This window comes from Streptomyces sp. Alt3 (assembly GCF_030719215.1).
Lineage (GTDB): Bacteria > Actinomycetota > Actinomycetes > Streptomycetales > Streptomycetaceae > Streptomyces > Streptomyces glycanivorans.
Genome location: NZ_CP120983.1, coordinates 5,744,906 through 5,767,943, shown reverse-complemented (window position 1 = coordinate 5,767,943; position 23,038 = coordinate 5,744,906). Strand labels below are relative to the sequence as shown.

At 68.7% G+C, this 23,038-nt stretch carries 20 protein-coding genes and 1 pseudogene; 9 read left to right on the top strand and 12 right to left on the bottom strand.

From position 1 onward, the window contains the following. The 6 genes from P8A20_RS25380 to P8A20_RS38755 form a co-directional block, all read right to left on the bottom strand. Entirely contained in the window at window positions 1-1,254 is a 1,254-nt protein-coding gene (locus tag P8A20_RS25380; RefSeq protein ID WP_147964343.1) for a cation:proton antiporter, read from the bottom strand. After that, complete coding sequence (locus tag P8A20_RS25375) at window positions 1,251-2,834, bottom strand: tryptophan halogenase family protein (protein WP_306104295.1); 1,584 nt, start codon at window positions 2,832-2,834, stop codon at window positions 1,251-1,253. The genes P8A20_RS25380 and P8A20_RS25375 overlap by 4 nt, the downstream gene beginning before the upstream one ends. Before the next feature lie 99 nt (window positions 2,835-2,933). Then, entirely contained in the window at window positions 2,934-3,575 is a 642-nt protein-coding gene (locus P8A20_RS25370; protein WP_306105199.1) for a response regulator, read from the bottom strand. Next, entirely contained in the window at window positions 3,575-4,813 is a 1,239-nt protein-coding gene (locus P8A20_RS25365; RefSeq protein ID WP_147964342.1) for a sensor histidine kinase, read from the bottom strand. The genes P8A20_RS25370 and P8A20_RS25365 overlap by 1 nt, the downstream gene beginning before the upstream one ends. Window positions 4,814-5,069: 256 nt before the next feature. Then, entirely contained in the window at window positions 5,070-5,969 is a 900-nt protein-coding gene (locus tag P8A20_RS25360; RefSeq protein ID WP_306104294.1) for a TauD/TfdA family dioxygenase, read from the bottom strand. Window positions 5,970-6,189: 220 nt separating this feature from the next. Next, window positions 6,190-6,330, bottom strand: coding sequence for a hypothetical protein (locus tag P8A20_RS38755; RefSeq protein WP_327329245.1), 141 nt, complete (start codon window positions 6,328-6,330; stop codon window positions 6,190-6,192). A 676-nt stretch (window positions 6,331-7,006) separates the two neighbouring features. Between P8A20_RS38755 and P8A20_RS25350 the strand changes: the two genes are divergently transcribed. Continuing rightward, window positions 7,007-8,080 (top strand): glycosyltransferase, encoded by a 1,074-nt coding sequence (locus P8A20_RS25350; RefSeq protein WP_306105198.1) that lies wholly within the window; start codon window positions 7,007-7,009, stop codon window positions 8,078-8,080. Window positions 8,081-8,793: 713 nt separating this feature from the next. On the opposite strand, the gene P8A20_RS25345 is transcribed toward P8A20_RS25350, so the two are convergent. After that, window positions 8,794-9,843, bottom strand: coding sequence for an NsdA family TPR-like regulatory protein (locus P8A20_RS25345; protein ID WP_511104023.1), 1,050 nt, complete (start codon window positions 9,841-9,843; stop codon window positions 8,794-8,796). Next, window positions 9,785-9,928 (bottom strand): annotated as a pseudogene (locus P8A20_RS38960) (helix-turn-helix domain-containing protein); the annotation flags it as partial. The pseudogene P8A20_RS38960 and the gene P8A20_RS25345, both read right to left, overlap by 59 nt. A gap of 132 nt (window positions 9,929-10,060) precedes the next feature. Here P8A20_RS38960 and P8A20_RS25335 point away from each other — a divergent pair. From P8A20_RS25335 to P8A20_RS25315, 5 genes are all read left to right on the top strand, one after another. Then, entirely contained in the window at window positions 10,061-10,714 is a 654-nt protein-coding gene (locus P8A20_RS25335; protein WP_371934414.1) for a toll/interleukin-1 receptor domain-containing protein, read from the top strand. Between the two features lie 10 nt (window positions 10,715-10,724). Then, window positions 10,725-11,762 carry a protein kinase family protein gene (locus P8A20_RS25330; RefSeq protein WP_306104290.1) on the top strand — a complete coding sequence of 346 codons (1,038 nt, stop codon included), beginning with the start codon at window positions 10,725-10,727 and terminating at the stop codon, window positions 11,760-11,762. Window positions 11,763-11,851: 89 nt separating this feature from the next. Continuing rightward, window positions 11,852-12,949 (top strand): outer membrane protein assembly factor BamB family protein, encoded by a 1,098-nt coding sequence (locus P8A20_RS25325; RefSeq protein WP_306104289.1) that lies wholly within the window; start codon window positions 11,852-11,854, stop codon window positions 12,947-12,949. A gap of 17 nt (window positions 12,950-12,966) precedes the next feature. Then, a complete protein-coding gene (locus P8A20_RS25320; RefSeq protein ID WP_147963292.1) occupies window positions 12,967-13,398 on the top strand; it encodes a hypothetical protein in 432 nt (143 codons plus the stop codon). Then, a complete protein-coding gene (locus P8A20_RS25315) occupies window positions 13,395-17,285 on the top strand; it encodes an nSTAND1 domain-containing NTPase (RefSeq protein ID WP_147963293.1) in 3,891 nt (1,296 codons plus the stop codon). The genes P8A20_RS25320 and P8A20_RS25315 overlap by 4 nt, the downstream gene beginning before the upstream one ends. Before the next feature lie 482 nt (window positions 17,286-17,767). Here P8A20_RS25315 and trxA read toward each other — a convergent pair whose 3' ends face one another. From trxA to P8A20_RS25300, 3 genes are read right to left on the bottom strand one after another with little or no spacing between them, the layout of a single operon-like run. Then, on the bottom strand, window positions 17,768-18,091 hold the full coding sequence (gene trxA / locus P8A20_RS25310) for a thioredoxin (protein WP_107411309.1): 324 nt from the start codon (window positions 18,089-18,091) through the stop codon (window positions 17,768-17,770). A 26-nt stretch (window positions 18,092-18,117) separates the two neighbouring features. Continuing rightward, window positions 18,118-19,101, bottom strand: coding sequence for a thioredoxin-disulfide reductase (gene trxB, locus P8A20_RS25305; protein ID WP_107411310.1), 984 nt, complete (start codon window positions 19,099-19,101; stop codon window positions 18,118-18,120). Further along, the gene (locus P8A20_RS25300) at window positions 19,098-19,511 is read right to left on the bottom strand and encodes an arsenate reductase ArsC (RefSeq protein ID WP_107411311.1); all 414 of its coding nucleotides are present in this window, start codon (window positions 19,509-19,511) and stop codon (window positions 19,098-19,100) included. Before P8A20_RS25300 ends, trxB begins: the two co-directional genes overlap by 4 nt. 92 nt (window positions 19,512-19,603) lie before the next feature. Here P8A20_RS25300 and P8A20_RS25295 point away from each other — a divergent pair, with 92 nt between their 5' ends. The 3 genes from P8A20_RS25295 to P8A20_RS25285 all read left to right on the top strand — a co-directional run bounded on the left by P8A20_RS25295 (window position 19,604) and on the right by P8A20_RS25285 (window position 22,207). Then, window positions 19,604-19,912, top strand: coding sequence for an ArsR/SmtB family transcription factor (locus P8A20_RS25295; RefSeq protein ID WP_107411312.1), 309 nt, complete (start codon window positions 19,604-19,606; stop codon window positions 19,910-19,912). After that, on the top strand, window positions 19,909-21,015 hold the full coding sequence (arsB, locus tag P8A20_RS25290) for an ACR3 family arsenite efflux transporter (protein WP_107411313.1): 1,107 nt from the start codon (window positions 19,909-19,911) through the stop codon (window positions 21,013-21,015). The genes P8A20_RS25295 and arsB overlap by 4 nt, the downstream gene beginning before the upstream one ends. A 136-nt stretch (window positions 21,016-21,151) precedes the next feature. Then, entirely contained in the window at window positions 21,152-22,207 is a 1,056-nt protein-coding gene (locus P8A20_RS25285; protein ID WP_107411314.1) for an ArsO family NAD(P)H-dependent flavin-containing monooxygenase, read from the top strand. A gap of 17 nt (window positions 22,208-22,224) precedes the next feature. Here P8A20_RS25285 and P8A20_RS25280 read toward each other — a convergent pair whose 3' ends face one another. Further along, window positions 22,225-22,968, bottom strand: a complete 744-nt coding sequence (locus P8A20_RS25280) for a TIGR02391 family protein (protein WP_055643694.1) — start codon at window positions 22,966-22,968, stop codon at window positions 22,225-22,227. Window positions 22,969-23,038: the final 70 nt, after the last annotated feature.

The following is a 23,038-nucleotide window of genomic DNA, read 5'->3' as shown; positions in this document are numbered from 1 at the left end:
TCACCTGCTGCCTTCCTCTACCAGGGCCCAAGTCTTCCGGTGGCGCGCCGCACGCCGTTCGAGCAGGCTGTAGCACGGTCCGGTCATCGCCGTGGTCACCAGCGCCATGACCACCAGCGCGAGAAACACCGGCGCGGTCAGGATCCCCGCGCTGTAACCCGCCTGAAGTACCACCAGTTCGGTCAGGCCTCGGGTGTTGACCAGCACCCCGACGCGCACCGCGTCCGACGCCGGCGCACCGCCGAGTCTGGCCCCGAGGTACCCTCCGCCCACCTTGCCGACGATGCCCAGGACAGTGGCGAGCACGATCGCGAACCACGGCGTCGCGCCAAACTGCCCGGAGAACACGGTGATCCCGGTGACCACGAAGAAGACCGGCACCAGCAGGCGGCCTGCCCGGCCCACCCGGTGCACCACTCCGTGCCACCCGTCGACGGGGATGGCGAGTCCGACCAGCAGGGCGCCGAAGATCTCTGCCACCCCCAGTTCCTGGAAAGCCCAGGAACTCACCAGTCCAGCGGCGCCGATCAGCACGGCCGTGACCTGGCTGAAGCGTGCCCGGAACGCCGTCACGGCGCCGGTACGCAGCAGCCGCCCTAGGCAGAACAGCACCAGCAGCCCGCCGGCCACCACCATGGCGAGCCGCGGCAGGCCGCCCGACCCACCCGCAGCCAGTCCGAGCGCGAGCGCGAGCAACAGCCAGGCGACGACGTCGATGATCAACGAAACGGTCATCGAGAGCTTGCCGATCGGGGTGTCGAGCAGCTCCTGCTCTTCGAGGATGCGCGCGAGCACCGGCACGGCGGTCACCGCCAGCGAGACCGCGAGCAGCATCACCAGCGCGGCGGTGGGCGCGGTGCCGCGCAGCTCGGGATCGGCCAGCACCGCCAAGGCGAACGCGCAGCCCGCCAGGAGCGGGACGATCAAGGCGCCCGCGGTGGTCCAGCCGATCAGTTGACCGCGGGCCGGTGCACTCGTGCGGCGCAACTCGTGCGCGACCCCGATCAGGAACAGCACCAGCCCGACGTGCCCGATGGTGCGTAGCGTGCCGGTCGTCTCCTCGGACAGCAGCGTCCGCTCACCACCGAAGGCGAGCAGGGCCGGACCGATCGCGAGCCCGAAGGCGATCTCTGTGACAACGGTGGGCTGCCGCACCATGCGGCCCACCGCGCGGCCGACGAACGCGACCAGGAGCACGGCCAGCAGCGCGAGCGCCACCTGGCCGGTCCTGGCCGCGAACTCAGCGGCGTTCATCGCGCCGAGCCCGCCTTCCGCCGCGCCGCCGGAAGACCGTGCAAGTGGGCGAAGTACTCGTACTGGCTGGGCATCTTCTCGACCAGCGCGGCCGCCTGCTCGGCCACCAGCTGGAATTCCCGGTCCGCCGCGGTGCCGTCGAGCTTGCCCAGTACGGGCAGCGGCTGCACCGGCAGCCCGCCCAGACCGAGGATGATCGCACGGTAGGAGTACGACTCGAATCCGTGGTAGTGCGGGTAGATCGAGTCCTGGTCGGGCAGCTTGACCTTCCACTGCTCCAGACGCTCGGCCAGGCCGTCGGGAATCTCCCGGGTCTTGGTGTCCTTCCAGTACTGGTTGTCGGCGCGGCCCGAGGCGTACCAGTGCAGGACCATGAACTCCCGCAGGCCGTCCATCACGTGCGCGGCCTGCCGGTTGTAGGTGTTGCGGAGCTGGTCGTCGGTCGCCTCGTGGCCCCCGGGGAAGTTCTTGACCAACTGCTCGATGCCGTTCTGGATGATGAAGATGCCGGTGGACTCCAGCGGCTCGACGAACCCGTTGGACAGCCCGATCGCCACGCAGTTCTTCACCCAGGCGCGCTCACTGCGTCCGATACGCATGCGGATGTGGTTGGCGGTGGCGTTCTCCGCCGCCGGGCCGACGAACTCACGCAGTGTGCGCTCGGCCTCGTCCGGGGTGGCGTACTCGCTGGCGTAGACGTAGCCGGTGCCGAGCCGCTCGAACAGCGGGATCGACCAGATCCAGCCCGCCTCCTGCGCGATCGCGGTGGTGGCCGGGCGTATACCGCGCTCGGCCATGTCCACCGGGACGCGCAGGGCCACCGCGCTGTCGTTGGGCAGGTGGTTCTGGAACGAGATGAACGGCTCTTCGAGCGCCTTGTTCACCAGCATGCTGCGGAAGCCCGTGCAGTCGACGAAGAGGTCGCCGTGGATGTCACCCTGCTCGCGGGTGCGGACGTGATCGATCGCGCCCCGGTCGTCCAGCACGACGTCCACCACATCGTCGAGTACGTGCCGCACCCCGCGTTCCACGCCGAAGCGGGTCAGGAACTTCGACAGCAGCGTCGCATCGAAGTGGTACGCGTAGGGGAACTGGGTGTTCTGCTCGCTCAGCGTGGTGCGGTATTCCTCACCGCGCTCGAAGGTGCTGTCGAAGAGCGAATTGTCCAGGTAGCGCGGCGAGCTCTGCGCGTCGCACATGGAGCCGATGAGGAAGGAGTCCTTGTCGAACCGCTCGGTCGGCTTCTTCTGCAGCCACCAGTCGGTGAGCGGGAAACCGTCCACGACACGGGTGCGCTCGAAGGGGTGGTAGAACGTGTGGCCCGGCTCGCGCCAGTCCTCGAACCGGACGGCCAGCTTGTAGGTGGCGTGGCATTCCGGCATCCATTCGTGCTCTTCCACACCCAGGTAGTTGAAGAAGTGTCGGATGGTGCTGAAGGTGGCCTCGCCCACACCGATCGCGGGCACATTCTTCGATTCGACCAGCGTTACCGAAACCCGGTCGCCGAATGCCGCTTTCAGGTAGGAAGCCGTCATCCATCCCGCTGTCCCGCCACCGACGATTACCACGCTGCTAGCCATGTAGGCCCCTTTGTCCATTGCCGACGAACGTGTCCGGTCGAGCCTCTCCGACCCGTCGACGCGCAGCCATGTCTTTGACCTACAGGTGAAACTGGGCTGTCAGGAGCGCAGATACGTGAGCACGGCCAGGACGCGACGGTGGCCGTCGCCTTCGGACAGGCCGAGTTTCAGGAAGATGCTGCCTATGTTCTTGGCGACCGTGGGCTGGCTGACATTCAGCGCCGCCGCGACGTCGGCGTTCGTCTTCCCTTCCGCCATCAGGGCCAGCACCTCCCGCTCCCGCGAGGTGAGCCGGCTCAGCGGCTCGCTCAGGCGCCGGTGCCGCAACAACTGCCGGACGACCTCAGGATCGACGACCGTGCCGCCCGTAGCGACGCACTCGATCGCCGACATGAACTGGGCCACTCCGCCGACCCGGTCCTTGAGCAGGTAGCCGAGGCCGCCTTCGGAGTGCTCGCCGGACTCCAGCAGCTCGCACGCGTAAGCCGTCGCGGCGTACTGGGTGAGGACCAGGACCGCGAGCCCTTGGTAGCGGTCGCGCAGTTCCATCGCCGCTCGCAAGCCGTCGTCGTTGAAGTCCGGCGGCATCCGCACATCGGTCACCACGATGTCGGGCCGGTGCTCCTCCACCGCCGTGGCCAGGTCACGGCTGTCGCCCACCGCGGCCACGACCTCGTGCTCGAACCTCTCCAGCAGTTCGACGAGTCCTTCTCGCAGCAGGACGGCGTCCTCGGCCAGCACTATGCGGAATCGGGGGTTCGCCACGGAAGCTCCACAACTAGTTCGGTTGGTCCGCCGGGCGGGCTGAACAGCTTGATCCCACCACCCACCACGGCGACGCGATCGGCAAGACCCTGCAGCCCGCGGCTGTCCTTGGGCAGGGCGCCGCCCACTCCGTTGTCGCCGACGCGCAGCACGAGGTGGTTGCCCTCCCGGCGGCCTGTCACCTGGGCGACGCGGGCGCAGCTGTGCTTCACCACGTTGGTGAGCGCCTCCTGCACCGCGAAGTACGCCACCGTCTCCACGGCGGGCACGAGGCGCTGCGGAAGGATGATGTCGACATGTACCGGTACCGGGCTCCGGTCGGCAATCTCGGCCACCGCGGCCGCGATACCACGGTCCGTCAGAAGCTGGGGGTGGATCCCGCGGATCAGCTCCCGTAGTTCGGCCAGTACGCCCTCGGCCTGCTTGCGGGCCTTGGCCACCAGCCGTGCGCGGTCCGACTGCTCCTCGTGGAGCCCGTGTTCCAGGAGGCCCAACGTCATGATCAGCCCGACCACCCGCTGCTGCGCGCCGTCGTGCAGGTCCCGCTCGATCCGCTTGCGTTCGGCCTCGAACGCGTCGGTGAGGCGGATGCGCGACCGGGTCAGGTCCTGGACGCGGGCTGCGCTCTCGGACTCCCGCGGGGCCAGCAGCAGGCGTACGAACGACATCCGGGCCGCGGCCAGCGCGATGACCGTGTAGGCCGCCGGCAGAAGCAGAGCAAGGCCGAGGAGCACCAGCAGCGCCCGGTCGAGCGGGGTGGAGACGTCCCAGTAGCCGAAGACGATCAGCGGACCGAGGTCGACGAAGGGCTCGAGGAACGGGGCGGCGATGAGGACGAGCACGCTTCCCGCCAGCAGGGCACCGCCGAAGTCGATCAGGGGCAGCACGGCCGTCAGGGCGATCACGTAACTGAACTCGCGCCATGTCGCCGCCTCGCCGACGCGGAACCGCAGCCACGCCTTGAGGCCGGGCTCGTCCGGGGCCGTGTGCGGATTGCCGACGGGATCGCTGTCCACCATCCGCAGGCGGAGGCGTTCCGCCGAGGCCACCGGCATGCCGAGCACCGCGGCCAGGAGTATCCACGCGATCAGTTGGGCGTAGCCGGGCAGCTTCTCCGTGAAGAGCATTCCGTTCATCGCCGCGCCCATGATCAAGAACACGACGACTGCTCCGGAGGACAGATAGCCGAGTGCCCGCCACGGCCAGCTGGACATCAGCAATCGACGGGGGGCGAGAGCCAGCGCCTGCCGGCAGCTCAACGGTGCCGCGGCCGGCGGGCGTATATTCACGGACGCCCGCTGGCCGACACTCGGATTCGAGGTCAGCAAAGCACGACGTTGATGCAGAGATCCACGGGCCACAGCCAACACCGGCAGGCCTGACGTCCACAAGGCCGGATCCGTCAACTTTCCTTATGATTCAACATGGTTGACTTCTCAGGGAACGGCCGGGGGGTCTGCCGGCGGTGGTTCACACAACGATGCGCGACCGGGTCTCGGTCGCCATGAACACCCGGCGGAGGTCCCGGATCAGGTTGACCCGCTTCAGCCACCGGTCGGTTCCGTCGTACCTCGGCTGGAACGGATCCCGGCCGTGCACAACGCGGTAGTTGTCGAGAAAGATCGCGTCGCCGGGCTCCAGAACCACCTTTTCCTGCGCGGTACAGGCGTACCTGTACAGCTCCGCGATGGCCTCCGTAGCGGCGTGGTCATCCTCGTCCGCGGCGCAGGTGTCGTCGAAGTCAATGCGCAGGTATCGCGCCTCGGGCGGGCCGAACAGGATTGCGTCCACCTCCGCCGCCCCGCTGGAATGTCCGTGCGGCCCGACGTGTGACTGGTCGGGACGGTGGTGGAACCGTTTTTCCGACAGGATCCCGGACAACCGCTCGGGCAGGTCGAGCCGGTCGGCTCGCACGACGGTGGTACCGATCCGGTCCTGGTTGCGCAGGCAGTAGAGCGCCACATGGTCGCAGCGGCAATGGTGGAAGGCATCCTCGGTGTGCAGCGACAACGGAGCCGTGCTGCTACCGCTGGTCTCCGAGCGCTCCTTGCCGGGCGCCGGGCACACATCGTGCATGATGCGACCGCTCTGCTGGTTGCCCCAGGCGAACGGCTCGCCGAGGACCGCGCTGCACAGCATGAGCACGATCTCCTCCCGGTGGCCGACGCCGTTCTTCTGCGCCATGTCCCAACCGGTCGGGGTCGGTTCGAGGTCGTTGCTCAGGGGCAGCCCCGACAGCACTGCCACGTCGGTCTCGTCGGTCTGGATGCGCCGGAAGAACTGGCGGACCCGGATGGGCAGTGACTCCGCCACCGTCTTGGCGTGCGTGACGAAATGGCCCGGGTCCCAATGACCGTACTCCTCGAGCACGTCGTCGATCAGCCATTCGATCTGCCTGCGCTCGTTGGGTTCGACGACAAGTCTTTTCACAAGAACCATCCTTCAGTCCCGCCGGTCGACGGCGTTATCGATATCAGACGTGCAAGGCTTGAGGCGGATTCACATTCATGCCCGATGAATTCGGCTCCTCGATTCTTTCGAAAATGCCGGCGCGCAGCCACGTCTTTGACCGACAGGTGAAACTGGGCGGTCAGGCAGCAGGTCGGAGCGGGATGCCGTCCCGGTACATCCCGGCGAGCGGGAAGGCGAGGTCCGGCGAGCGGGCGTGGTTCAGGCGCGAGCCACAGGCCGTCTCGTAGCGGTGGTGCGGGGCCTTCCGCCGAAACGGCATTGCTGCCACCCACGCACTCGGTGACGCCGTCGCCGGTCGATCCATGTGCACGCCGCCCGGATGTGTGCCCAGGGCGCGGCGCCCCTCTACGAACCCGCGGATCGCGTCGGCGGCCCGGCCGGGCACAGGTCTCCGCGCGGTCTCCGCCCTGCAGCAGCACCGTCCGCCCGCGCGCCACGACCGCGAGCCGGTCGCGCTGGGACTCGCGTTCGGCGGAGCGCCGACGGATCGTCGATGTCGGTGGACGGACCGCGCGAGGGGATGGCCCGCCTCGCCTCGGCGGGGAGCAGCCACGGGGTACGCCCCGGGGACCGCCGCCTGGGCGCGCAGCGCGGACAGCGGTACGCGCGCTCGTCGCCCCGCCGTGTCGTCACCCGGGCCTTCGATGATCTCGTGGAGCGCGCTCCGTCGGCTGGGTCAGCTCTTCGAGCGGCAGCCGAGAAACCCGGGTCACAGCAGGGATCAAGTGCCTTTGCGGAGACATCAGCTTGACTTGTCAGCGAAACATGGGGCGGGATGCTGCCACTTCGCCGGACCATCGACGTCCGATGAGAACCAGCCTTCCCGGGAGGAATTGATGACCGCGAGTGCGTCCCCCTCGGAGTCCGAGCCGAAACCCGTCTCCCTCCATTTGGAGAATTCCGCGGACGCAGCCGAAGGCCGCCGGGTCACCATTGTGATTCCGACATTCAACGAAGCCGCGAACATACCCGAGCTGCTGAGTCGTATATCCGCTGCCGTGCCACCCGGTCAGGAGTTCTCGGTGCTCTTCGTCGACGATTCGACGGACAACACCCCCGAGGCGATCGAGAAGGAGGCCGTGCGACTGCCGATCGAGGTCCGCGTGCACCATCGGGCAGACCCGGTGGGTGGTCTGGGAGGTGCGGTCATGGAGGGCATCGCCCTCAGCGTCTCCCCGTGGATCGTCGTCATGGACGCGGACCTCCAGCACCCGCCCACACTGCTGCCCGAATTGATCGCCAAGGGCGAGGAGACGGGGGCCGAGCTCGTCATCGCGAGCCGCTACACCGGCGGTGGGGATCACAGCGGCCTCGGCACCCGGTACCGCGTCCTGGTGTCCGGCTTTTCCACATCGGTGGCCAAGGCGCTCTTCCCGAAAGTCCTGCGCGACGTCACCGATCCCATGAGCGGCTACTTCGCCATTGGCCGTGATGTGGTCAGCCGTGCACAAGGCACCGGTGCTGTAAGGCCCTTGGGCTACAAGATCCTCCTGGAACTGATCGTCCGCAGCCGTCCTCGCTCTGTCACAGAAGTGGCGTACGACTTCGGCGTCCGTTACGCGGGCGAGTCCAAGTCGACCGTGCGCGAGGGGCTACGGTTCCTGCGTCATCTGCTACGCCTGCGCACCAGCGGTATGCCCACCCGCGCGCTCGCCGTCGGAGCGATCGGCCTGTCCGGGTTCCTGCCGAACCTCGCGGTCCTGTGGGCGCTGACCCACAGGACCGGCCTTCACTACGCGGCCGCCGAGGTCATGGCAAACCAGGTCGGTGTGCTCTGGAACTTCGTGCTCATCGACAGGGTGCTCTACCGCGGACGCAAACACATGGGCCCTCGCGCACGGCTGCTGAGCTTCATCGCGCTCGCCAACGCCGATCTCGTGGCCCGAATTCCCCTCATGCTGCTGCTCGTGTCCGGCCTCGGCCTCACGCCCCTGCTGGCCACGGCGACAGCCATGACCCTTGTCTTCGCCCTGCGCTTCCTCTGCGTCGACCGCTTCCTGTACCGGTGACGCCGGCCACCCCACGGTCCTTGGGCCGCAGGGCGCGCGTGGGCAGCCCAGCAGGTCGCGACGCGCCCGTCGCGGACGTGACGTACGAACTGCTGTCCGGTCGCCCGGACGGTCGGAGTCGGTCGCGCGGCCGTGTCGGGACAGCTGTGGCCCGGTCGCTCCGGAGCCAACCCTGCCGCCGACCACATCGCGGTGTTCGACCGGGCGCTCGTCACAAAAGGGCCGGATCAGACGCGCTTCAAGGGGCGCTGCCACGATGCGCCAGCGGGTCCGGTACCGCACGGCGCGCAGGCATACCGCACGGAGGACAGCCGAGAAATCGACGTTTCCGCAGGTCAGAACGTTTCCGCAGGGTGAAACTGGTGGGGCGGGTGGGACTCGAACCCAAACCGGTGGCGCGTCTCACCTGCAGTTTCCTCAGAGAGCCGGGCATATCGGCCCGGCTGCGCCCCGCTCGATCCGGTTCCAGCGGATGCGGTGCAGCGTTCGCTGCACCGCATCAGGCGCGTCGTACTCACCTGCCGGCTTCGGGGGAAGTCCAGGTGACTTCATTCGCCGCATTACAGAAGGCCCCGGGGTGAGAGTGAGCATCTGCCAGCCCCGACGGACACCTGCCCCTCCTCGAGAGATCTCGTTCCGCAGCCAAGGACGCACACCTCTGCAGCGCGGCACGGACCATCCCCGCGCGCGGAGAGCACGGATACGTCCTGCTGTCAGCCGATCGCGAGGGCAGCCGATGCGTCGATGAGGGCAAGTTGGCCCGGGCTGGCTCTCCAGGTCCGGGCCTGTTCCACGAAACGGCCCAGCTCCGCGCGGACGGTGGCCGAATCGATGCGCTTGATCACGGGCAGCGTGGCCTCGGCGATCTGACAGGCGTCGTCGAGGCGGCCGGCACCGGCCAGGGCTGTCGCCTGCCGAACCGCGAAGCGGGCCTGGGAGTTACTGTCCGCCGGTTCGGCCGGCCGGTGGTCGGCGGCGAAAAGGTCGGCGGCCAGCTCGAAACGACGGAGGCTGAGCATGCAGGACGCCTCGATGAGCCGAGGGTTGCCGTTCTCGATGCGCGGGCCCCAGTGAGGGGTCCGTTCGCCGATGACCTCGGCGGCGTGGCTTCTGAACCGCTCCAGTGCCTCCTGGCATGCCCCCGCATCGCCTCGGCGCGCATGCCCCTGGGCCGCGCGTCGCGCGGCGTGCGCGCGGATCACCGGGTTGGCCGCCGGATGCCCGGCCGCCTGGTCGGCGAAGCCGATCGCCGCACAGGTGTCACCGCGGTGCTGGGCGATGAACGCCTTGCGGACGAGGGCATACGCGGCCACCGTTTCGTCCCCGCCGTATGCGCCCCAGCGGACGGCGAGATTCGTCCAGCGCAACGCCTCCGCGGGATTTCCCGCCTCTTGTGCCATCCAGCCCGTGTATTCGGCGAACCGTGAGGCCAGCAGCCAGATCTCGGCACGCTGCTCGCCAACGGCGTGCGGACCGGCGTCTGTCAGGATCCGCGTGATCGACTTCATCGAGGCGCTGACGAACCTCGGTCCGGTGGATCTACCGATGCCCTTCAGCTCCCACAGGACCCGCTCGTATCCGGAGACCACGGAGCCGGCCTTCGACGACGTCCTCGGACGGGGCGCCGCGGCGTCCGGCCCCGGCCAGCTCGACGAGTTCCCCGCCGGTGCCGAAGGCCGCGTCGCATGCGGCAGCCACAGCGGGCGTCGGGTTGCGCAACCCGCTCTCCAGATTGCAGATCTGCCCTTCGGAGACGTTCGCACGCCGGGCGGCCTCGCGCACGCTCCACCCCCGACGTGCCCGGAGTGTGGCCAGGACGACGCCGAAGTCGCCCGGTGGCAGACGCATGCTGGCCGATCTCCCTCCCGGGACCGTCCCTGCCGTGCTGTCCGCCGGATCCATACCCGTCAGCGTACGGAGTCCTGCGGCCGCTATTCAATCCCCGGCGAATAGCCACCGAGCGCGTACGCCGCCCCTAGGGTGAGCACACTTCCTGAATCAAGGCTTCCCAGAAAGGGGGCAATTGTGCCGCGCGTATTCCTCAGCTTTCGCAAACCGGACTCCCGATGGATGCGAGACCGCGTCTATCACGCACTGTCCGAACGCTTAGGTGCCGACGAGATCTTCAAGTCGGGCCAGTCGATCCCGCCCGGGGCCGATTTCGCCGAGATCCTGCGGCGGCAGGCCGCCGAGTGCGAGCTCATGTGCGTACTGATCGGTCCCGGGTGGCTCGATGCGCGGGGCGAGGACGGTGTGCGGCTTCTGGACCGGGATCACGACTGGGTCCGAGTGGAGATCGCGACAGCTCTGCGGGCGGGAAACCGCGTCGTACCGGTCCTTCTGGGTGACGCGACGCCGCTGCCCGACGCCTCGGCTCTGCCGGCCGTGATCGCGGAGCTGGCGGGCCTGCAGTTCCTCCGTGTCCCGGAGACCCATCTACCGGACGGGCTGGCGCACTTGGGCGACGAACTGACCTCTCTCCTGTCCGGTGCCGATGCCGGCACCCCTGACGAACCCGGGCACGGCACATCGCCGGCCGCCGATCCGGAGCCGTCCATGACCATGACGGCCCATGTGTCCGGCGGCGGCAGCGCCTACCAGGCGGCCCGTGATCAGACGATCAGGCTGGCGTGAGGGGCGGACGATGAATCATCCCGGAGCAGACGGTGCCCATCGGATCGGGCCGTACGCCCTGCTCGGAAGAGAGCGCACGGTCGGCGGGAGCGAAGTCTTCGCGGCGCGCACGGACGAGGGGAGTCTCGTCACCGTCACGGTCGTAGCCCCAGAACTCGCCGCGGACCCGGAGTTCCGAGACCGCTTCCGAGCCGCCGTCGAGGTGGCACGGACGCTGTCCGATGACTTCCTCGTACCGGTGGTGGATGCCGACGCCGACGCGCCGGTTCCCTGGCTGGCGACCCGGTTCACTGCCGGACTGCCGCTCCGGCAGGCCGTGGACCGGCACGGCCCGCTGTCCGAACCTGCTCTGCGGGTGCTCGCCGACGGCCTTGCCCGGGCCCTGACCGCACTCCACGCGGCCGGGATGGTCCACGGCGAGGTGAGCCCGGACTCGGTGCTGCTGACCATGGAGGGGCCCCGCATCAGCGCCGTGGGGAGGGTGGAAGCCACCGGCGGCCCGGCACCGTCACCGACGGACGACATGTTCCACCTCGGGTCGACCGTGCTGTTCGCCGCTTCCGGAATCGAGCCGGACACGGACGCGCTCCCCGCGTCACTGCGCGACGTGATCGACGGCTGTCTGTACACGGACCCGCCGGACCGTCCCACCGCGGAGCAGCTCGTCGCCTACTTGAAGCATCAGAACCTGCCGTCGCTGAAGGGCAGTTGGCTTCCGTCGTCCGTAACCGCCGACATGGCCGCCGCAACTGCGGCGGTGGGGTCGGAGTCCGCCGGAGGCATCGGCCGGGGCACGTTTCCTCCGCCGCCGGAGTTCTCTGCCGTCGCGGGCGTCAGCCGCCGGAAGCTGATCATCGCTCTCGCCGGGGGCGCGGCCGTGCTCGGCGGGACCACTGCGGCATTCGCCCTCTTCGGCGACTCGTCACCGGCACCCGAGGGCCGAGCCGGCCGGCCGGGTCCACCGCACGGCCGGCCTCTCCGTCGGGCGGGCGGTCCACGGCGCCGACCTCCGCGTCGCCGTCCTCGACGGGCGGACCGGAACCGGTAGTTCTGGCCGGGCCCGACGCCGTCACAAGCTGGTCGGAAGCCGGAAAGAACGCCCCCACCTGCCTGGAGGCGTCCGACAAGGTGGTGATGGTGGTTTCGGACACCGCCACGTCCTTCCTGGACGCCGCGACCGGGAAATCCATGTTCCACCCACTGAACACGACCAAGGACTTCCGCGCGAGCAGCGGCACGTACCCGACGGCGTACGCGGACGGCGTGTTCTACCTGCTCTGCGACACACCGAGTCAGTCAGGCGTGTTGGCGGCATTCGACGCCGCCGGCGGTAAGGCTAAGTGGGCGACCAACCTTGCCGCTTCCGATCCCGGCGGCGGCACGGTCATATCGATGTACCCGAGCACCTATGTGGCGGTCCTGGGGAACACGGTCTACGTATGCGGGACGGAACTCAAGATTGACGGAAAGTTCTCCGCGAAGGAACCGACCACCGGCTACATCCGTGCGTTCAACGCCGCGACCGGCAAGCCGCTGTGGCAGGTCGAGGGCACGGACATCAACAACGTGCTCGTGCCGCCCACCGGTTCCCACCTGCTTGCCGCCTCGGCCGTTCCGGCCAAGAAGCCCGGCCGTGTCCAGATGATCGACGCCGGCAGAAAGGGTGCTCGCGGCTGGAAGGTATCCGTCCCGCACGCCTCGCACTACTTCACAACCGGCTGGCCGCTGACGTGCTACGCCGCCGGACTGTTCCTTTTCGCCGGGGGCAACGGCAACACGCTGTTCGCCGTCGACGCGGCCACGGGCAGCGAGAAGTGGCATCAGCGCTTCGACGCGAAGAACGGGGACCAGGTCCGGATCGGCACCCCGTTCTCCAGCCAGGACGGTGCGACCGTCTACGTACCGGTCGGCAGCGACCTGGTCGCCCTGGCCGCGGCCGACGGCACGCTCCAGTGGGTCGCCGTGCTCGACGGGGCCAGCGACACGGGCACTTCGAACCTGTTCAACGCCTCCCTCAGGCTGGGCGGCAAGAACGCACAGTGTTCGGCGGACACCGTCTTCGCCACCGACAGCGCCAAGACCCTGTGGGCCATCGACGCGGCCACCGGCAGGGCCCGGTGGAGATACAGGGACCCCGGGCAGCCGGACGTGGGGTTCATGTGGACGGTGGGCGGTGACCGCGTGTTCATCGCCTCCCACCTGACCCTGACCGCCATCGCGGCCCACGGTCGTTGAGGGACAAGGAGAAGGACATGGAGACGAGTGTGGAACTCGCCAGCCTGGCATCAGCAGCCGCGGTGCGCCTGATCGATCTGCTGGCGACGGACTGCTGGGGGACGGTCAAGTCCTCGGTCCTGTCGCTGTGGCGGTCCGCGCACCCGGAGCGTGTTGAGGAGGAACTCAACGACGCGCGAGCCGAGTTGCTTCAGGCACAACAGACGGGCGATAGCGCGGAGCTTCAAGGGCTCCTGGCCGCCGAGTGGCAGGCCCGGATCATCCGGCTGTTGGCCACGCGGCCGAACGCCGTCGACGAACTGCGCGCCCTGTTCGGCGGGGAACCGGCCGCTGCCGGAACACCGGACCAGCAGATCACGGGCTCGATGACGTTGAAGGCACATGTCTCCGGCGGCGACGCGTTCCTGGCCGGCCGGGACATGAACGTCACCAGGGACGGACAGGCGTGACCGAACACGGCACCGACGCCTCGCCCCCCGACGAGCCGCCGCCCTGGCAGCCGAGACGCCAGGAGGCCCGCGTGACCGGCGGCGGCAGCGCCTTCATGGCCGGCCGCGACCTCCACGTCCGCCTCGGGGACGAGGGGCGTACAACCGTGCCCGGCCAGGGCTTCGACCAAGTGCCCTGTCCGTACCCGGGGTTGGTTCCGTTCGACGCGCAGCACAAGCAGTGGTTCTACGGCCGTGATCGCATGGTTCACCTCGTGTGCGAGCGGATGGACGCCCGGATGCGTGAGGGCGGCCCGCTGATGCTCATCGGCCCTTCGGGGGCCGGGAAGTCGTCCCTGCTCGCGGCCGGGGTACTGCCGGCCCTGGGCGACGGGCGACTTCCGGTGGCGGGCTCGAGCAACTGGCCGCGGCTGCTGCTGACCCCGACGGCATCCCCGCCCCTGGCGCTGGCGACCGCTGCCGGGCTCGACGCCGAGACCGCCGCGCGCACGGCATCGGCGTGGCAGGCCGATCCCGCACATTGCCTGGCCGAGCTGCGCCGGATCACCGGAGTCGGAGATCCGACGCCCGCCGGGGAGTCCCCCGCAACTGGCCTCGTCGTCGTGGTCGACCAGTTCGAGGAGATCTTCACTGCGTGCGGCGAGGCCGATCGGCAGTGGCTCATCGACGTCCTCGAACGTCTGGCCCGGCCCACGGGCGGTGCGGTCGTGGTGCTGGGAATTCGCGCGGACTTCTATGCCGAGTGCACGGCCCATCCGCAGCTCCGGGCAGCGCTCCGGGCCGGACCGGTCCTGCTGGATCCGATGACGGAGAGCGAACTCAAGGACGCGATCCGCCGCCCGGCCGGCAGCGTGGGACTCGACGTCGAAGAGGGCCTGGTCGAGGTCCTGCTGACGGAGCTGGGCACGGTCGGCGGGCCTCTCGGGGCCAGCACCACGGGCCGGCTGCCGCTGCTCGCACACGCGCTGCGGGCCACCTGGCAGCAGCGCCACGGCCACACACTCACCGTGGACGGGTACCGCGTCACCGGCGGAATCCAGGGCGCCATCGCCATGACGGCGAACAGGCTCTACGACACCCTGCCACCGCCCTGCCAGGAGGCCGCACGGTGGGTGTTCCTGCGGCTGGTCATCGTGGGACGCGACGCCGACGACACCCGCCGGCGCGTCCGGTCCGAGGAGCTGCTGCGTGACGCGCCGGACCGGGAAGCGGCCGCCAAAGTCCTGCATGACTTCACCGAAGGCCGGCTGCTGACCCTGGACCAGGACACGGTGGTGATGACACATGAGGTACTCATCCGCGCCTGGCCCCGGCTGCGGGACTGGATCGGGCACGACCGCACCGGAAACCTCGTACGACAGGATCTGGAAGACGCGGCCGCGCTCTGGAAGGACGCCGGCCGGGAGGCCGCTGTCCTGTACCGGGGGAACCGGCTGGAGACCTCCCTCGCCTGGGCCGAGACGCGCGGGTCGGAACTCAGCGGTGTCGCCCGGGCCTTCCTGTCGGCAGCCCTCCACCACCAGAGGCGCGGGCAACGGCTCCGGCGCGCCGCGGTCGCCACCATCACCGCCCTGGCCGTGGCCGCCTCGCTGGCCGCGATGTTCGCCTTCCGCCAGGAGGCCAACGCGCGGGACGCCGCCACCGACGCCCTGCAATCCCGCGACCAGGCCATCAACGCCGCCGTCACCTCCGCGTCCGGGCAACTGGGCCCGACCGATCCCTCACTGTCTGCCCAACTCGCGCTGGCCGCCTATCGCATGGATCCGACCTCGGATGCGGCATCCCGGCTCATCACGACCCAGAACACCCCACTGGCCACCCGGCTTCCCGGCCCGCGCGGCGCGGTGTACACCGTGGCCTACAGCCCCGACGGGCACATGCTGGCAGCCGGGAACGTCCACCAGAACCTCGTCCGGCTGTGGGACGTCTCCGACCCCGGCCGTCCGGTCGCGCTGGGCCAACCTGTGCCCGTGGACCATTCCGTCAATTCGATCCTGTCGCTCGAGTTCAGCCCCGACGGGCAGGTGCTGGCCGTCGGCGGCCACACCAGCCACAACGGCAACGCCGGTTCCGGCGGATTCGTCGATCTGTGGAGCCTGACCAGCCCCAGCCACCCCGTCCTGCTCGGCCGGCCGGAGAGTCCGGTCATTCAGGGCTTTGACGCCGCGACCTCCGTCGAATCACTGGCGTTCAGTCCCGACGGCCGCACCCTGGCCGCCGGGTGGCACGCCGGCCTCGTCAGTCTCTGGAACGTGGCCCGCCCCGACGACGTCAAGCCCGCGCGAGCTCCCCTGAACCTCCGCTGCCCCGACGTCTTCTCCCATCGCGTCGCGTTCAGCCCCGACGGCAAAACCCTGGCCGCCGCTTGCGCGGACGACGCCGGCACCATCAGCCTGTGGAACACCACCGACCCCGACAAACCCGTCCGCGGCCGTTCCCTGAAGACCGGGGATCGCGTCAGCTCCATGACGTTCAGCCCCGACGGCCGCACCCTGGCCGCAGGGTCCACCGACAACGACGTGCACCTGTGGAAGGTCGCAGACCCGGACCACCCCACCCCCCTGGGCAAACCGCTGACCGGGTCCGCTCAGGCAGTCATGTCGGTGGCGTTCAGCCCCGACGGTCACACCCTGGCGGCCGGCAGCGCCGACCACACCATCCGCCTGTGGAACGTCACCCACCCCGGGGCCATCGGCCCTCTGGGCCGTCCGCTGACCGGCCCCGGCAACGCGGTCACCGACGTGGTGTTCAGCCCGGACAGCCGCACCCTCGCCGCCGGGAACAGCGACGGCAAGGTCGATCTGTGGAGTCTGCCGCCCACCCGGGTCATCGGAGCCGGCGGCAATGTGGCATCCGTGGCGTTCAGCCCTGATGGGCACACCCTGGCCGCCGGAAACCAGAACAGGACCGTCTCACTGTGGAACACCGTCGACCCCGGCAACCCTGTTCCCCGCGGTGATCCGCTCACCGGCCCCAAAGACGCGGTCGACTCCGTGGCGTTCAGCCCGGACGGGCACACCCTGGCCGCAGGCGACAGCGACGGCAAGGTCCACCTGTGGAACACCACCGACCCCAACCATCCCGTTCCCTTCCCTGAGACCCTCAGCGGGGCGAACGGGCTCATCTTCTCCCTGGCGTTCAGCCCGGACGGCGACACTCTGGCCGCGGCCGGCGACGACAAAACGTTCGGCAGCATCGCCCTGTGGGACGTCAGCGACCCCGCGAAACCCTTCACCCGGACCGGCATCTCCAATTCAGAGACGAAGTCCGTCTTCTCCCTGGTGTACAGCCCCGACGGCACGATGCTGGCGGCCGGCGGCGACGGCAGCAACCACAAGGTCGGACTGTGGAGTACGACGGACCCGGGAGTCCGTATCGGCCGGCCGATCGACCAGCCGATCACCACCAGCACCTGGGTAGCGTTCAGCCCGGACGGCCGCACGCTCGCCACCGGGAACAGCCGCGGCATCGTCACCCTGTGGAACGCCACCGACCCCAACCACCTGACGCGCAGGGGCAGTCCCCTGACCGTGCCCGGCGGCAGCCTGTGGTCCGTGGCGTTCAGCCCGGACGGGCACACCCTCGCAGCGGCCGGCCACACCGACAACGGCACCATCCATCTGTGGAACGTCACCGATCCCGACCACCCCACCACCATCGGCCGTCCGCTGACCGTGGATACGGGATTCGTCGCCGTTCTGGCGTTCAGCCCGGACGGTCACACCCTGGCCGCCACCACCGACGACGGCGTAGCCACGCTCTGGGATCTGAAGGTCGAGTCAGCCATCGACCGCATCTGCGCCGCCAGCTCCGGCACCCTGAGCCGTCAGCAGTGGAACCGATACGTTCCCGAACTGCCCTACGATCCACCCTGTGTGACCACGTAGTGGTGGATTTCCGGTGCGGCGAACGCTGCACGCCAAGACGCCCCCGGAAAACACATATCCCCAGGTCAGAACGTTTCCGCAGGGTGAAACTGGTGGGGCGGGTGGGACTCGAACCCATCCAAGTGACGCCTCTCACCTGCAACGATGCCGAAACAACGGACAAAGTGCCCCGTTTCCGTCCGCCTGGATCCTGCTCGATCCGACTGCAACGGGAACCGTGCGGCGTTCGCCGCACCACCGCCTCAAGCAAGAGCTGCCGCAGAGGAGCCCGGGGGAACGATCGCTCTTGCCATCGCCGGATCTTCGTGATCTTGGAATTTCGGCCTACCGCCCCTCACCTTCGCGCAGCTACTTTCCGTAGCGAGCAACTCCCATCTTCGCTGACACGGAAAACGCTGAGAGGCACAAGCTACGGCTCGGTCGTCGGTCGGGACGGAGCGGTAGGCGGATCCAGCACCACGCTGGGCCAGCGTGATGCCCGGTCAGACGATGGCGTCGCCGAGGTCGCGTTCGAGCGCGGCTTTCGGCTTGGCGCCGACGATGGTCTTGGCCACATCGCCGTTGACGTAGAGGTTCATTGTCGGGATCGACATGACACCGTACTTGGCGGCCGTGGCCGGGTTCTCGTCGATGTTGAGCTTGACGATTTCGATCTTCTCGCCGCGCTCGGCCGCGATCGCTTCCAGGGACGGCGCAAGCTGGCGGCAGGGTCCGCACCAAGCCGCCCAGAACTCGACAAGGACGGGCTTGTCGCTCTTGAGGACGTCCGCTTCGAAGGAATCGTCGGTCACGTTCTTGAGGGCCATCGGAGCCTCCTTGCCTATCGGGTCAGTCAGACAGTGGCCGCAGCCGGGGCCGGCTCGGCGGTCTTCTCGGCGTCGGCGAGGGCAGCAAGGTAGCGCTCGGCGTCCAGGGCTGCCGCGCAGCCGGAACCGGCAGCGGTGATGGCCTGACGGTAGGTGTGGTCGACGACATCACCCGCGCCGAAGACGCCGGGGATGTTCGTGCGGGTAGAGGGAGACTCGACCTTGAGGTAGCCCTCGGCGTCCAGCTCCAACTGACCCTGGAAGAGTTCGGTGCGCGGGTCGTGGCCGATCGCGATGAACAAGCCCGTCGCATCCAGGTCCCGGGTCTTGGCGGTGAAGGTGTCGCGGAGCACGACCCCGGCAAGCATGCCGTTCTCTTCCTTGATCTCGGCGATCTCATTATCGAAGACGAAGGAGATCTTTTCGTCGGCGAAAGCGCGGTTCTGCATGACCTGGGAGGCCCGCAGGGTCGAACGCCGGTGGACGACGGTCACCGACTTGGCGAAGCGCGTGAGGAAGGTGGCCTCTTCCATCGCGGTGTCGCCGCCACCGACCACGACGATGTCCCGGTCACGGAAGAAGAAGCCGTCGCAGGTCGCGCACCAGGAGACGCCACGGCCCGAGAGTGCGTCCTCGTTCGGCAGGCCGAGCTTGCGGTAGCCGGAGCCGGTCGAGACGATCACGGCCTTCGCCCGGTGAACGGTGCCCTCGCTGTCGGTGAGCTCCTTGATGTCACCGGTCAGGTCGACGGAGACGATGTCGTCGTCGATCATCTCGGCTCCGAAGCGCTCCGCCTGGGCCCTCATGTTTTCCATGAGGACCGGTCCGTCGATTCCCTGCGGAAAGCCGGGGAAGTTCTCCACCTCGGTAGTGGTCGTGAGCGCACCCCCGACGAAGATCGAACTGCCGAACACGACAGGCTTCAGCTGGGCGCGCGCGGCGTACATCGCGGCGGTGTAGCCGGATGGGCCGGAGCCGATGACGATGACGTTGCGTATGTCCGCGCTCATGCCGTTTTCTCCGGGGCGATCTCGGCGATCAGGCCCTCGACCATGACCTTGATCTCGTCACGGATCGGGCGCACAGCTGCCACACCCTGACCGGCCGGGTCTTCAAGCTTCCAGTCCAGGTAGCGCTTGCCGGGGAAGACGGGGCAGGTGTCGCCGCAGCCCATCGTGATGCAGACGTCCGACTCCTTCACCGCGTCGACGGTGAGGATCTTCGGAGTCTCGGCGGAGATGTCGATGCCGACCTCAGCCATCGCATCGACGGCGGCCGGGTTCACCGCGTCGCCCGGGTTCGAGCCTGCGGAGCGGACCTCGACGCGGTCCCCGGCCAGGTGAGTCAGCCACGCGGCGGCCATCTGAGAGCGGCCGGCGTTGTGGACACAGACGAACAGCACAGAGGGCTTCTCGGACATCAGGAGGTCTCTCTCGTCTCACGATCAGTTCAGGCACAAGTGACATCAGCGCCCGATGGCATCAGCGGCCACTGATGTGAGAGTATCAGTACATGATGACGTCAGTCGACACTGAACTGATCAGGGTGCTGGGCGATCCGCTCCGCTTCCAGATCGTGACTCTGCTCGCCCGCGAGACGCTGTGTGCCAGCCACCTGGTGGAGGAGACCGGCGCCCGGCAGACCAACCTCTCCAACCACCTGAGAGTGCTGCGCGAGGCGGGTGTGGTGGAGACCGAGCCGTGCGGTCGTTTCACGTACTACAAGCTCCGACCCGACGTCATCGCCCAGCTCGCCGGCCAGTTCACCGACCTGGCCGAGTCCGCCCGCAACGCCGCCGAGAACAAGAGGGCCTGTCCGTGACCCCCACCGAAGCACCCGCGACGACCGAGGACTCCTCGGTCGTCCAGAAGCTGTCCACCCTGGACCGCTTCCTCGCCGTCTGGATCCTTCTGGCCATGGCCCTGGGCCTTGGCCTCGGCCGTTTGATTCCCGGCCTGAACGACGCACTGGCGAAGGTGGAAATAGGCGGCATCTCCCTGCCCATCGCCGTCGGCCTGCTGATCATGATGTACCCGGTCCTCGCCAAGGTCCGCTACGACAAGCTCGACGCGGTCACCGGCGACCGCAAGCTGATGGTCTCCTCGCTGGTCATCAACTGGCTCATCGGCCCGGCCGTCATGTTCGCGCTGGCCTGGATCTTCCTGCCGGACCTGCCTGAGTACCGCACCGGCCTGATCATCGTCGGCCTGGCCCGATGCATCGCCATGGTCATCATCTGGAACGACCTGGCCTGCGGCGACCGCGAGGCCGCCGCCGTCCTGGTGGCCCTGAACTCGGTGTTCCAGGTCATTGCGTTCGGCCTGCTCGGTTGGCTCTACCTCGACCTGCTGCCGGGCTGGCTCGGCCTGGGCGAAGGCGAGACGCTCGACATCTCCATGTGGAAGATCGCCCTGAACGTCGTCATCTTCCTCGGCGTGCCCCTGCTCGCCGGCTTCCTCACCCGACGCCTGGGCGAGAAGAGGATGGGTCGCGAGTCCTACGAGGCGAAGTTCCTGCCGAAGATCGGCCCCTGGGCCCTGTACGGCCTGCTCTTCACGATCATCATCCTCTTCGCCCTCCAGGGAAAGACGATCACCTCGCAGCCGCTGGACGTGGTCCGCATCGCGCTGCCGCTCCTCGTGTACTTCGCGATCATGTTCTTCGGCAGCTTCCTGATCGGCAAGGCCATCGGCCTGGCCTACGACCGCACCGCGACCCTGGCCTTCACCGCGGCCGGCAACAACTTCGAGCTGGCCATCGCGGTGGCCATCGCCACCTTCGGCGTCACCTCCGGTCAGGCCCTCTCCGGCGTCGTCGGGCCGCTCATCGAGGTCCCGGTCCTGATCGCGCTGGTCTACGTGTCCCTGGCCTGGCGGAAGAAGTTCACCTCATCCGCGCTCACTACCAGCACCACACAGCACTGATGCACAGCCTCGGCTCTCGCCCACACCCCGCTGCCTGCACTTCGGCCCGCGTCATCATCCGGCCGATGGTGGGGGGAACGCTGCGCAGGGATGCGGCGGGAGCCGAGGTGCCCAGCTTCGGTACGGTGGTGGCCTCGTGACGCGAGCGGTGGATGTAGTGGTGATCGGCGGCGGCCAAGCAGGGCTCGCCGCCGGTTACTACCTGCGTCGCCAGAACCTCGACTTCGTCATCCTCGACGCCCAGCCCACAACAGGCGGCGCGTGGCAGCACACATGGGACTCCCTCCGCCTGTTCTCCCCGGCCGCATACTCCTCCCTCCCGGGCTGGCTGATGCCCGTCCAGGACGGAGCGGAGTACCCGGACGCGGATCACGTCGTCCGGTACCTGTCCGCGTACGAAGAGCGCTACGCCCTGCCCGTTCAGCGGCCGGTCCAAGTAGAGGCCGTACGCCGTGATGGTGAGCGGTTGCGGGTGGAGACGGACACGGGTGCCTGGTCCGCCCGCGCGGTCGTCTCGGCGACCGGGACCTGGTGGCGACCCTTTCTCCCTGCCGTCCCCGGCCGCGAGACGTTCGCCGGCCGCCAGCTGCACACCGTGCAGTACCGCAGCCCTCGCGAGTTCGCAGGGCAGCGGGTCATCGTTGTCGGAGGAGGCAACTCCGGGGCACAGATCGCCGCCGACCTCGCAGCGCACACGGACCTGACCTGGGTCACCCAACGGCCTGCGCGTTTCCTGGCCGACGACATCGACGGCCGCGCACTCTTCGACGCAGCCACCGCCCGCCGCCGCGCCGTGGACACCGGGGACACGGACACAGGAGGCGTCGCCTCGCTGGGCGACATCGTCGCCGTCGCACCGGTCCGCGCCGCACGGGATGCCGGCCTCCTCAAGGCACAGCCGATGTTCGCCCGGCTCACCGAGGACGGTGCGGAGTGGGCGGACGGAACGAGAGCGGAAGCCGCAGCGGTCATCTGGTGCACTGGCTTCCGGCCCGCCCTGTCTCACCTCGCCCCGCTGGGCCTGCGCGGCGATCGCGGCCACATCCCCACCCACGGCACCCGGGCGGTGGACGAACCGCGCCTGCATCTCCTCGGCTACGGCGATTGGACGGGACCCGCCTCGGCCACGCTGATCGGCGTCGGCCGCCCATCCCGGGACGCCGTCCGCGACATCACCACCCTGTTGGGCTGACGCTTCCCCGGGCGGAATCAGGGTTCGTCGAGGGCCGCGGCGTCCACCCAGCGCGCCAGGACGCTGAAGGCCGCGAGCTGTTCCAGGGCTTCGTGCTCCGGCAGTTCCGGCAGCCCGTCCTCATGACTGTTGGGATTCCGGATGCCCGCAAAGCAGCCCTCGGCGAAGGACATCGCACCGCGGTGCACACTGCGGAAGGTGTCACTGCCGTCGTCCGCCATCAGACGAAGGCGAGGCTGACCGAGCTTGGCCGCGTCCTTGGAGAACACACTCTGGAACAGGGCGGTTTCGCTCACGTCGCGGCGTGCAACCTTGTTCTGGGTCTCGGCGTTGACCTTCCTGGCGGCGGCGGTGACCGCCTCACGGAAGTGCCCGCTCCGCCACAGGGACCTGGCTCCATCCCACACCCACCGGTGCATGGCCGCCGCACTGACCTGGGGTGCGTCGTCCCCGAGCCGCTCGCGCACCTCCGCCTCCCGCAGCAGGACAGCGTCAGCACGCTGGACCGCTTCACGGTGCTGGCACCAGCGGTTGACGGACTTGTTGCGGTCGTCGGGAACCTCAGTGCGCCATCGCGGCAGGACCCGGTCCAGGATCTGTTCCACGACCTGGGCACTCGCCACGATCTCGCGGCCTCCGCCGCGGTTGGCCAGGCGGCTGCTGAAGACGACCACGCCAGGTGGATCGGGCGGCGAGTACAGCTCGGTCAGCTTCAGGAAGCTGGCCAACTCGGCCCGGGCCCATTCGATATCGATGCTCATCAGAACATCATCCCTGCGGCCACTGACACCACACCGGCCTTTACGAGCAGCGGATGGCGGGCCTTGCCAG

Coding starts and splice junctions, on each gene's coding strand:
- P8A20_RS25380 (WP_147964343.1), bottom strand. CDS start 1,254: ATGAACGCCGCTGAGTTCGCGGCCAGGACCGGCCAGGTGGCGCTCGCG.
- P8A20_RS25375 (WP_306104295.1), bottom strand. CDS start 2,834: ATGGCTAGCAGCGTGGTAATCGTCGGTGGCGGGACAGCGGGATGGATG.
- P8A20_RS25365 (WP_147964342.1), bottom strand. CDS start 4,813: ATGTCCAGCTGGCCGTGGCGGGCACTCGGCTATCTGTCCTCCGGAGCA.
- P8A20_RS38755 (WP_327329245.1), bottom strand. CDS start 6,330: ATGCCGTTTCGGCGGAAGGCCCCGCACCACCGCTACGAGACGGCCTGT.
- P8A20_RS25330 (WP_306104290.1), top strand. CDS start 10,725: ATGAATCATCCCGGAGCAGACGGTGCCCATCGGATCGGGCCGTACGCC.
- P8A20_RS25320 (WP_147963292.1), top strand. CDS start 12,967: ATGGAGACGAGTGTGGAACTCGCCAGCCTGGCATCAGCAGCCGCGGTG.
- trxA (WP_107411309.1), bottom strand. CDS start 18,091: ATGGCCCTCAAGAACGTGACCGACGATTCCTTCGAAGCGGACGTCCTC.
- trxB (WP_107411310.1), bottom strand. CDS start 19,101: ATGAGCGCGGACATACGCAACGTCATCGTCATCGGCTCCGGCCCATCC.
- P8A20_RS25300 (WP_107411311.1), bottom strand. CDS start 19,511: ATGTCCGAGAAGCCCTCTGTGCTGTTCGTCTGTGTCCACAACGCCGGC.
- P8A20_RS25295 (WP_107411312.1), top strand. CDS start 19,604: ATGATGACGTCAGTCGACACTGAACTGATCAGGGTGCTGGGCGATCCG.
- P8A20_RS25280 (WP_055643694.1), bottom strand. CDS start 22,968: ATGAGCATCGATATCGAATGGGCCCGGGCCGAGTTGGCCAGCTTCCTG.